Annotated in this window: 11 protein-coding genes and 1 tRNA gene; 10 read left to right on the plus strand and 2 right to left on the minus strand. The window is 33.8% G+C overall.

The window, feature by feature from the left end; translation table 11 throughout:
• Positions 1 to 153 precede the first annotated feature (153 nt).
• Complete coding sequence (gene trxB, locus ABI125_08205; GenBank protein XCF07833.1) at positions 154 to 1,134, plus strand: thioredoxin-disulfide reductase; 981 nt, start codon at positions 154 to 156, stop codon at positions 1,132 to 1,134.
• A gap of 70 nt (positions 1,135 to 1,204) precedes the next feature.
• Here the strand turns inward: trxB and ABI125_08210 are convergent, their stop codons facing one another.
• The gene (locus ABI125_08210) at positions 1,205 to 1,582 is read right to left on the minus strand and encodes an AraC family transcriptional regulator (GenBank protein ID XCF07889.1); all 378 of its coding nucleotides are present in this window, start codon (positions 1,580 to 1,582) and stop codon (positions 1,205 to 1,207) included.
• Entirely contained in the window at positions 1,474 to 2,235 is a 762-nt protein-coding gene (locus tag ABI125_08215) for an AraC family transcriptional regulator (protein ID XCF07834.1), read from the minus strand. The genes ABI125_08210 and ABI125_08215 overlap by 109 nt, the downstream gene beginning before the upstream one ends.
• A gap of 226 nt (positions 2,236 to 2,461) precedes the next feature.
• On the opposite strand from ABI125_08215, the gene ABI125_08220 reads away from it, so the two are divergent.
• The 9 genes from ABI125_08220 to ABI125_08260 all read left to right on the plus strand — a co-directional run bounded on the left by ABI125_08220 (position 2,462) and on the right by ABI125_08260 (position 10,108).
• Positions 2,462 to 2,896, plus strand: coding sequence for a hemerythrin domain-containing protein (locus ABI125_08220; GenBank protein ID XCF07835.1), 435 nt, complete (start codon positions 2,462 to 2,464; stop codon positions 2,894 to 2,896).
• A gap of 114 nt (positions 2,897 to 3,010) precedes the next feature.
• Positions 3,011 to 3,457 (plus strand): PA2169 family four-helix-bundle protein, encoded by a 447-nt coding sequence (locus tag ABI125_08225; GenBank protein ID XCF07836.1) that lies wholly within the window; start codon positions 3,011 to 3,013, stop codon positions 3,455 to 3,457.
• A gap of 181 nt (positions 3,458 to 3,638) precedes the next feature.
• Positions 3,639 to 3,800, plus strand: coding sequence for a DUF1328 domain-containing protein (locus tag ABI125_08230; GenBank protein XCF07837.1), 162 nt, complete (start codon positions 3,639 to 3,641; stop codon positions 3,798 to 3,800).
• A gap of 46 nt (positions 3,801 to 3,846) precedes the next feature.
• A complete protein-coding gene (locus ABI125_08235; protein ID XCF07838.1) occupies positions 3,847 to 4,005 on the plus strand; it encodes a hypothetical protein in 159 nt (52 codons plus the stop codon).
• Between the two features lie 170 nt (positions 4,006 to 4,175).
• Positions 4,176 to 4,250: transfer RNA gene (locus ABI125_08240), tRNA-Pro, on the plus strand.
• A gap of 231 nt (positions 4,251 to 4,481) precedes the next feature.
• The gene (locus ABI125_08245) at positions 4,482 to 5,762 is read left to right on the plus strand and encodes a site-specific integrase (protein XCF07839.1); all 1,281 of its coding nucleotides are present in this window, start codon (positions 4,482 to 4,484) and stop codon (positions 5,760 to 5,762) included.
• 630 nt (positions 5,763 to 6,392) lie between these two features.
• Complete coding sequence (locus ABI125_08250; protein ID XCF07840.1) at positions 6,393 to 7,973, plus strand: hypothetical protein; 1,581 nt, start codon at positions 6,393 to 6,395, stop codon at positions 7,971 to 7,973.
• Positions 7,970 to 9,634, plus strand: a complete 1,665-nt coding sequence (locus ABI125_08255) for a hypothetical protein (protein XCF07841.1) — start codon at positions 7,970 to 7,972, stop codon at positions 9,632 to 9,634. Before ABI125_08250 ends, ABI125_08255 begins: the two co-directional genes overlap by 4 nt.
• Positions 9,635 to 9,694: 60 nt before the next feature.
• The gene (locus ABI125_08260) at positions 9,695 to 10,108 is read left to right on the plus strand and encodes a hypothetical protein (GenBank protein ID XCF07842.1); all 414 of its coding nucleotides are present in this window, start codon (positions 9,695 to 9,697) and stop codon (positions 10,106 to 10,108) included.
• The last annotated feature ends 60 nt before the right edge of the window (positions 10,109 to 10,168 follow it).

Below are 10,168 nucleotides of genomic sequence, written 5' to 3' on the forward strand. Positions count from 1 at the left end.
TAGTTATTTTGGTCCTATTTAAATTTACGAAAAAAAAATGACAAGATTAAAATGTAATAGATTTTAAATATGAGGTTATAAGAAAGTGTTAATAACTTATGTACTCATTTTACACTAAAAATTCTACATTTGTTGTTCTAAAATGAATTCGATATGGCAGAGGAAATAGAAAGAGTAAAATGTTTGATTATAGGCTCGGGACCTGCAGGCTATACAGCAGCCATTTATGCGGCGAGAGCAAACATGAATCCGGTGTTGTACCAAGGTACACAACCAGGGGGGCAATTAACAACCACAAATGAAGTTGAGAATTTCCCGGGGTACCCAGAAGGGATTACCGGGCCGGAAATGATGATGCAGCTACAAGCGCAAGCACAGCGTTTTGAAACCGATGTGCGAGACGGTTGGGTTACTAAAGTCGATTTTTCTGGTGAGGTGCACAAAATTTGGGTTAACGATGTAAAGGAGATCCATGCTGATACGGTTATTATTTCAACCGGAGCATCAGCTAAATATTTAGGTTTGGATTCTGAACAGAAATATCTGAAATTGGGCGGAGGCGTTTCTGCTTGTGCCGTTTGTGACGGATTTTTCTACAGAAACCAAGAGGTGGTGATTGTAGGGGCAGGCGATTCGGCTTGTGAAGAAGCACACTACCTGTCTAAGCTTTGTAAAAAAGTAACGATGTTGGTGAGACGCGATGAATTTAGAGCGTCTAAAATTATGGAAGCACGCGTTAAAAACACCGAAAACATTGAAATTTTGTTCAATACTGAAACCGATGAAGTTATGGGTGATGGGCAAGTGGTTACAGGCGTGCGTGTTTTTAATAACAAAACCAATGAGAAGCACGAAATTCCTGCAACGGGATTTTTCGTAGCCATTGGGCACAAACCAAACACCGATATCTTTAAAGGTTTTCTGGATTTAGATGAAACGGGTTACATCATTAATGAGCCTGGAACATCAAAAACCAATGTTGAGGGTGTTTTTGTATCGGGTGATGCAGCCGATCATGTATATCGCCAAGCTGTTACCGCAGCCGGAACAGGTTGTATGGCAGCTTTGGATGCCGAACGTTATTTGGCAGCAAAAGATTCTACTTTTGAAGTGTCTACATCTACTTATAATTAAGCAGGACTGATTAAAAAATAGAAAGCCGAAGCAATTGCTTCGGCTTTCTTTATATGCTCTTTAATTGAATTTAAACTGCTACGGGTACTACGAGTTGCTTTTTAAATTCGTTGGGAGTAATTTCATATTTTTCTTTGAATATTTTTGAAAAATAGCTTCTGCTGGTAAAGCCAATGGTATATACAATTTGTGATATATTGAGGTCTGTAGTGGTAATTAAATTGCGGGCCACCTCAAGTCTTACGTGCCTTATATATTCGGTCACGGTTCTTTTAAAAAGAAACTTAAACCCATCTTGCAGTTTGGCTTGCGATAATCCCGATTCGGTAGCTAAATATTCTAACGAGTAATCTTTTGAGGGTTCTTCAAAATGGCCTCTGCCAAACGCCTTATAGTAATAAGTTCGCTTTTTATTAATGAAGTTGGTAAGGGTATGCCTTGCTGTAATTTATTGTGTTGCTGGATGTGAAGCGTTAAAATTTCGTAAACAATGGCTTCAATATTTAAAATCCTAACCATGCCTTTGGTTTTTATCTTCCAAAGTCTTTTTACATGGTCGGCCATCTTTAAATTCAAAGTGCCGTAATGCCTGTATCTGTTTTCGTGATCGGTGTCAACAAAAATTTCGTAAAGCTTTTTATTTAGGGTAGATATATTGGTTGTGCGTTTTTTTAAAAACTGTTTTCTTACTATTTGAATGACGTTAATTTTCAGGTTAACACCTTTTGGGAATTCCAAATAATTTATTCCGCCAGTTTTGTTTGTATAGATTAAAGACTGGAATTGCTCAATGTCTTCTCCATGTTTATCCACATCAAATTTATGCGTAAAATTGCCACTAAGCGGGTAAACAAACCGAATAGGATTAAAGTTGGAAGCGTGTATTTTTAAACAGATGTTATTACTGAATGTGATATTATAATCCAATAGGCTAACTCCCCAATCAAAAGGAATAAAACGAATGGTTCCATTGGCTTTGTTGTTGCTTACCGTTAAACAGCACTCACTCCATTTTTCTTCAATCGTGCCTCCAATGTGGTTTTGTATTTCTTGTAGAACTTCTTTGGTATTGTCTGCAATAATTTCAATTTCTGTCATCATTATTAGAGGTGAGGGTTAAAATTAGCTATTCAATATACGGGGTAAGTTATTTCTTTAGATGGTTATTAGACTTCGAAACTCCTAAAGTTAAGATTATTTTAGACTTTATGAATCCCATAAGTTAAAGATTCAATAAAATCATTTGAGTTAATTCTTAATTCGATTCAACAAATGAAATTAGGAGTAATGCCATAATTTTGATTGAAACACAAAACGATACTTAACTATGAATATTTTTGAAGCTATTAGAAAAGACCACGATACGCAAAGGGATTTGTTGGATAAGTTGGTTCAAACATCAGGCGATACTAAAAAGCGTGATGCCCTTTTTAAAGCGATTAAAAACGAATTGGAGGTGCATGCCAACGCAGAAGAAAGACATTTTTACAAACCGTTAATCAGCAATGAAATGATGCAGGAAAAAGCTAGGCATGGTATTGCAGAGCATCACGAAATTGATGAGTTAATCGAGCAACTGGAAACCACCGAATATGATTCTTCGGCATGGTTGAAAATAGCAAAAGATTTAAAAGAAAAGGTAGAGCACCACTTAGAGGACGAAGAGCGTACTTTTTTTCAATTGGCGGGAAAAGTGTTTTCAGAAACGCAAAAAGAAAGTCTGGCCAATGATTACGTTGGTTACATGAAAGAACATATATAAAAAACTGTCCTTTACCGAAACCTTTAGTTCTTTTCTTCTTCCAACTTATCACTATGAAAAATTACCATCAGTAAGAATCTTAAGATAAATTACTGTAAATAGAAATAAATTGTTATGAATACCTACACCAAAGAAGTTGGAAAGCAATTAAATGAACTGCTTCAAAAAACATATCATACCCAAAAAGGATTTAAAACAGCTGCAAAACATGTAGGTAATGATGCTTTAGAATCTTACTTTAAATTAAAGGCACAAGAACGCCATAATTTTGGTGATGAACTTACCACAGAGTTTAAGTTGTATAATCATCCTGTGAATTCACAAATCCAGAACGAACATATCAACAGAGCTTGGATGGATGTGAGCGCCATTGTTTCGTATAACGATGAAGAATCGATGTTAGAAGAGGTCATAAAAGGAGAAAAAGCAGCTGTTAGCGAGTATGTTGAAATAATAAAAAATAAAGAACTTCCCATAAGTACCAAAATGGTTATGGAGTCTCAAAAAAGTAAAATTGTAAAGGGTTTGTCGCGCTTCAGAACCTTAGAGGAACTTTGTTAAAACGAATTTTTTTTGACTGTTAATAGAAGTCAAGGCAGATAATTACTGTTTAGGCTTTTTCGTGCTTAAATGCTGAATGAGTTAACAAGTAAATCAATACGATTAACAAATCACTTTTATGTTCTATAAATTGCATATAACTGGTTGATAATCAACCAGAATTAATTAAAAATTAAAAACTATGTTACGTTGGACGATAATATTTATAGTGATTGCGTTAATAGCCGGAGTTTTAGGTTTTGGAGGCATTGCGGGGGCTTCAGCAGGAATTGCAAAAATCTTATTCTTTATTTTTTTAGTGCTTTTTATACTATCAATCTTAAGAGGAGCAATAAAGAAATAAAAAACGAATTCAATTATTAATTTTAAACCATTAAAAATTTAATCTTATGAAAACTGTAGCGAAAATATTTATTATACTATTTGCACTTTCAGCAATAGCAACAAGTTGTAGGGAAGTAAAAGACAATAAGGTGGAAGAAGCCGTTGAAGAAGTTGGGGATGGAATAGAGGATGCGGCCGATGAAGTAGAAGATGCGGTAGAATAAATACATTATATCTTGGCAGACTAGCTTAAAAACGGGCACTTCACAGTTGGGAAGTGCCCGTTTAACTTGTTAATGCTATTGAAATAATAAGTAAATTTGAGATAAATTACATTTAAAGTTTTTAAAATAATTTAAAAATTGTTTTCTTTGCCGTCCAATTAAAAAAAAATCGGGATGTGGCGCAGTCCGGTTAGCGTACACGGCTGGGGGCCGTGTGGTCGCAGGTTCAAATCCTGTCATCCCGACGAAATAGGTGTTAAGGAGAATCACTTAATATTTAATCTAATGAAAACCAGTGAAATACATTTTTTCTGGTTTTTTTTGTGCCCAATTTAAAGGATATCTATTCGTGTCCTTTTTCGTGTCCTATTTTTTTTAGGGAATTAATTCTTAAATTTATAGTCCACAATTTGGATTTGACTCTTCGAGATGATTTGGCTTTCGTTTAACAGAATGTTTCATCAAAAACGAAAGTAATGACAACTACACACACATTTAACGTCCATTTTTGGCTGAAAAGAAACTCTGCCAGAAAAAATGGGACGAAAACTATCTATGCCCGCCTATGGATAGACAGTAAGCCCGTAGATATGAGCACAAAAGAATCCGTTAACGAAATCCATTGGTGCAATAAAAGAAATAGGGTTAAGACAAGAGTAAAGTATGCCAGAGAAATAAATGATGCACTTGATGATATTAACTCAAGGCTAAAAGCTGTTTATCGACAACTTAAGGCTGAGGGAGCTCCGGTGACTTCTAAGGCCGTAAAGCTGCGATATTTAGGAAAGGATAGATCGGTTAAGACCTGTAGAGAACTTATGGACTATCACAGAAATAATGAAATGAAAAAGCTCGCAAAGGGAACCATTAAGAATTATAGTGCAACGGAAAAATATATCTGCAAGTTTATACTGGAAGAGTTCAAAACAGACGATGTACCGCTGTTCCAAATAAATTATTCTTTTGTTGTCAAATTTGAAAACTATCTTCGTCGCTGTACTCCCTTGAAAAAATCTCAACCTTTAAATAATAATGGAATAATGAAACATCTGGAGCGTTTGCAAAAATTCACCACTTTAGGTTTTAAACATGGATGGATAAAAACAAATCCTTTTAAATTATACCAATTAAAATATGAAGATTTTGACTGTCCATTTCTAGAACAGTTTGAACTAGATAAATTAAAGAATCTATCTATTGAAAAAGATAGCATGCGTTTAGTCCGGGATATATTCATTTTTTCCTGTTATACAGGTTTGAGTTATATTGAGGTTAAGAATTTGTGCAAAAGAGATATAGTGAATGGCATAGACAACGAACAATGGATTATGGTCAGGAGGCAGAAATCGAATACACCAGTAAAGTTGCCACTTTTGGATGAAGCGTTGGAGATTCTTGAAAGGTATTCAGAACACCCCAATCCTGATAATAATTTTGTACTCTTGAATGTATTTAGTGATCAAAAAATTAACCAATATCTCAAGAAAATTGCAAAATTGTGTCATATTGAAAAAAAACTGACCTTTCACGTAGGTAGGCATACCTTTGCAACGACAGTTGCCCTTTTAAATGATGTGCCAATTGAAACGGTTTCAAAAATGTTGGGGCATACCAAATTATCAACTACCCAAAAATATGCTAGAGTTATTGAAAAGAAAATAAGTAATGATATGAAAATGTTGAAAGCAAAACTTAAGGACTCAAAACAGGAATCATATAATGGGAATCTGATAAATGGACACCTAAGGATAGTGTAAGTAATTAATGGGTAATTAGCTTTGTTAATATTGGTTGAACAAATCAAAAACTAAGACTCTATCATTAATTTTTTTGATACTGAGTTTTCAGATAAGTGTTAAAAGTCAATTTTTTAGTTTTGGATTGTGTACTTCAAAAGATATGAAGTTTTGCATAGTATGTGCTACGCGATATTTTTGTCTCTTATAACTTCATTTTTTTATACAAGGTAAGATTTGGCTACTTTGAAATTTCATTATCTCGATGTGAATAATGGAATCCTCTAAAATTCAGAATATGTATTGCTAAAGATAAATTGAAACTAGAACGTGTATGAAATTTATTAGGTTTAAAAGGTTTTTCGGTGATAGAAAATTCAACTAACACCGAATCAGTACCTTTATGTGAAAACTCATTATTTCATTTATTACTTGATGAAAATTGTTTTTATTCTAACCTCATAAATCGGATGTCACAGGTTCGAGTTTAGGTTCCAACTAATAATAAGGGGGCGAGACATAAAACACTTTTTTTTTTGTAATGACATTTGCTTTAGATTGGTTTCGTTTATGGAGTTCAATTAAGTATCTTGATTTTTCCCAATTAAGTAATTTCTTTTTTAAATTTGATATAAAATAGAATTCTATAGCTTGAAATTCTTTTCAGACATATTAGTTTGTAATGAACCTTCTAATTGGTGGCAAGAGTACAGGGCATTTTGTGATGACTTCAAAAATGTTGAAATCGATGAATACGTAAAAGCTTTACCAACTTTAGTCCTTAAACTTCAAAATAGTTATGGATTTAGAAACCTGCAAGTTGCTCTTGAACGTGAAGCCAAAAATAATCCCTCATTTGGGAAGGCCATTTATAAAAGGACTTTGGGAACAAATAATGCCGACACTTATTTTACATTAAAGGATATTTTGTCTGGTTTATTTTATTCAGACCAAAAATTTGCTATTGCCGAAGTAGAAAAATTAATAAAACATAAAGACAAAGCCCTAAATAAAATCGGTTTAGATTCAGTTGCCAAATTTGATTTAAATCAAGAGGAAACACCAAAGGATTTCATCATTTGGATTGAAAGGGCACTTGAAGATATTACAAATAAACAATCAAAGTCAGAATTATGGCCATCTGTGCTTTTTGTTGCTCGTTTGCAACGTAAATCAATTAAAAATGCGGATACCTTATTAGAAAAACTGTCCGAGATTAAAATTTTAGAAGTACAGCTTGAACTGATGTGTTTTCTGTTTTATAACCTTGATTTAGAGACTGAAATGTCTCTACTTGAAAAATACCTGCCAAATTTACTTCATATTGACCTTGAACACTCTGGTGCTTATAGTCAACTATCCCATAATCTTGAAAACTTAACGAAGCAAAGTTTGTCTTTGGTAGTTCGGTTTTTAACAGTTTGGGTTGAAAAGGATATTGATAATGCCCGAAAAATTTCATATTTCAGTTATTTACTTAATACTCTAATCGATGATTTTTACCTTGAATTTCAAAAACTGTTTACTAATCGGCTGAATAGTGATAATCCCAATTTCCATATTGCCATTTTCAATATGAACCGTGTGGGGAATATTAGAGACCTTTCAGGGTTAAAGGTTTCCAAAGAAGTTGTAAAAACATTCTCTGATTTTGACATAGAATATATTACTTATAAAATTCTCGCTTACATTTACGATAAGGACACTTCGGTTTCTTTAGTGTATTCCATTTTGGAACTTAAATATGAGAATAAAAATGTCAACCATTTTCTATCAGACTTAATTGCCAACCATCTTATTTTCAATTACTATTCGGTGATTGATTTTTTAAACGAGAAGAAGAAATCCGCCAATGCAAAACTCAAGAAAGTCATCACTAAAATTATAAAGGCTGGCGAAGCTAGATATATTGCCTATTCAGATTTAACTCTTTTAAAAGAGTTTGAGCCTTCCGAACGACGATTGATTTATTACAACAAAATTCAGAGCCGTAAATTCAGTAAATCATATAGGGAAAGTGAAAATAATCAAGCATCATTTTTTAATACATTAAATACCATAAATTACAGAACAGGAAAATCTTGCTTTTCTAAATATGAAGGGAAATATACAGAGAAAATGACACCTGCACTCATATCGCATAGAGGTGAAATGCCAAGAGGTGAGTTTATAGACCCAGTTGGTCAAGCTAAGGAACGATTGCTCTGGCAAAATTTTAATAGACGTAAATGAGATTATTATTAAGTGAATATATTAACCTCTTAAAAGAAGACAAGGAACTCGATACTTTGTTGACAGACCTGTTGCTGGGGATGAAGTTCACCACCATATCCAAACCACAACGCGGACGTCAATTTGGTGTGGATATTTCCGCCATAGGCATTGACCCGGACGATGGTATCAAAAAAGTATTCTTGTTTGCAGTAAAACAAGGAAATTTAACCAGAACTACTTGGGATGGTGATGTAAACGCAATACGTTCTACCCTTAATCAAATAAAAGATACGTTTATTCCAACGTCATTAACCAAAACCCAAAAAAAGCTACCCATAAAAATAATTGTTGCTACTAATGGCTCTATCAATAATCCTGTATTAATTGATTGGACGCAATATGTTGAACAACATACTACAGATAAAATCGATTACGATTTTTGGGGCACCGAGAAAATTAGTGCAATGCTTGAGGATTATCTGGAAAGCGAAAAACTCTTTCCGCAGGAATACCAATCCCTGTTACGAAAGTCATTGGCTTTTTTGGATTTAGTAGATTATGACCTGTCGCATTTTTACAGTCTAATTCGGCAAATTTTAGAGAAACCATCCAAACGGAAGCGACAGGTGCTTAAGAAACTTCGCTTAGTTAGATTATGCTTAAATATTATTTACAAATGGTCTCAGGACAATAATAACCTAAAACCTTCTATTTATGCCAGTGAACGTTGCTTGCTGTTGGTATGGCACTTTATGCAAAGCGGCAATCATTTAGACAAGAATTATGTTCGTTTAGAATTTTATAAAATCCATAGTTTAAAAAGAATCATTGGCGTGAACTATTTTAACAAAGTGGTTGAACACTATAAGGTTGAGCATAGTATTTATAGATACGGTAAAAACAGCTTGGAATATAGTTTGAATGTTTGGGAAGAAATCGGAATTATTGCCACTATTGGGCTTACCGAAATACAGGAATTTAAATTGTATTTTATGGAAGACCAAAAAGAACAGGCAGAAATCTATTATGAAAGCGCGATATCGATAAGTAATGCTTTGACACTTTTCATAAAAAACAACCCACCTTCTAACTATCCGGAATATGACATTCATAGCGTAGAAATTGCATTGGCCCTCAACTTATTTGTGCTAACCGGAAATATGAATTCTGCCAAACAGTGGATATACCAATTAGTAGTAGGGTTGTACGATAATTATAGAATCAATAAATTCTTTCCCTTGTTTAGGACCAATTACGACAAATTGGTTGATATCCATAATGGCGACGAACAATGTGAGATAGACTCTTCTATGATTGTACCTATTCTGGCGGAATTTGCATTGGTATTTGAGGATAAGGAATTATACCAGTTCGTAAGAAACACCGTTAAAGAATTATTTATTGATTTAAACCTTCAAATGTGGTTTGCTTTGGAAGAAATGGAAGATAGAATATGCGTTAAGGATTATAGCAACCAAGAAGGGACTTTAAAGCATAGTGTGGTCTTATACGAAGACGCTGATGCTTACCTAGAAGAAATGAAAGAGGAAGCTAAGCTATTCGGTGTTGAAAAAGATTTCAAAATCTTTACATCAGGATTTGATAGTGTGGCTTATGTAGCCAGTAGACATTACAAGAGCCAATCATTTCCATTAACATGGCGAAAGTTTTTAAAATAAACACTAAACTTCTGTTAATTAAATTTGTATTTGTTAAAATTTCGTAAATTCGCAATTACAATGAAACAAGTATTCCATAAAATAATGTCTATGTTAATGGCTTTTGTAGTGTTATTTTCTACAATGTCATTTACTATGAACATGCATTATTGTGGCGATACTTTAGTAGAAACGGCGCTGTTTCAAAAAGCAAAAGGTTGCGGTATGGAAATGGAAAATCCATCAACCGAAAACTGTTCAATTACCAAGAAAAATTGTTGTGATGATAAGCAATTATCAATTGAAGGTCAAGATGAGTTACAACTTACCATAGATAAAATTTCTTTTGAGCAACAAGTATTCATTGCATCCTTTGTATATACTTACATCAACCTTTTTGAAGGTTTAGAAAAAAACGTAACGGCTTACGAAGAATACAAACCGCCACTCGTCATAAGGCGCATCTACAAGCTTGATGAGACTTACCTAATTTGATTTTTAAACAATAGACTGTATTATCCTTTGGCTTTTTGTCATAAGGGTAATTTGCTGTAT

The sequence above is a fragment of the Tamlana crocina genome (assembly GCA_040429635.1).
In the GTDB taxonomy this organism is placed as follows: domain Bacteria; phylum Bacteroidota; class Bacteroidia; order Flavobacteriales; family Flavobacteriaceae; genus Flavisericum; species Flavisericum crocinum.

What these genes read in the sequence shown, in the direction of transcription:
- trxB (XCF07833.1), top strand. Translation starts at nt 154, where the DNA reads ATGGCAGAGGAAATAGAAAGAGTAAAATGTTTGATTATAGGCTCGGGA.
- ABI125_08215 (XCF07834.1), bottom strand. Translation starts at nt 2,235, where the DNA reads ATGATGACAGAAATTGAAATTATTGCAGACAATACCAAAGAAGTTCTA.
- ABI125_08245 (XCF07839.1), top strand. Translation starts at nt 4,482, where the DNA reads ATGACAACTACACACACATTTAACGTCCATTTTTGGCTGAAAAGAAAC.
- ABI125_08220 (XCF07835.1), top strand. Translation starts at nt 2,462, where the DNA reads ATGAATATTTTTGAAGCTATTAGAAAAGACCACGATACGCAAAGGGAT.
- ABI125_08235 (XCF07838.1), top strand. Translation starts at nt 3,847, where the DNA reads ATGAAAACTGTAGCGAAAATATTTATTATACTATTTGCACTTTCAGCA.
- ABI125_08225 (XCF07836.1), top strand. Translation starts at nt 3,011, where the DNA reads ATGAATACCTACACCAAAGAAGTTGGAAAGCAATTAAATGAACTGCTT.
- ABI125_08255 (XCF07841.1), top strand. Translation starts at nt 7,970, where the DNA reads ATGAGATTATTATTAAGTGAATATATTAACCTCTTAAAAGAAGACAAG.
- ABI125_08230 (XCF07837.1), top strand. Translation starts at nt 3,639, where the DNA reads ATGTTACGTTGGACGATAATATTTATAGTGATTGCGTTAATAGCCGGA.
- ABI125_08260 (XCF07842.1), top strand. Translation starts at nt 9,695, where the DNA reads ATGAAACAAGTATTCCATAAAATAATGTCTATGTTAATGGCTTTTGTA.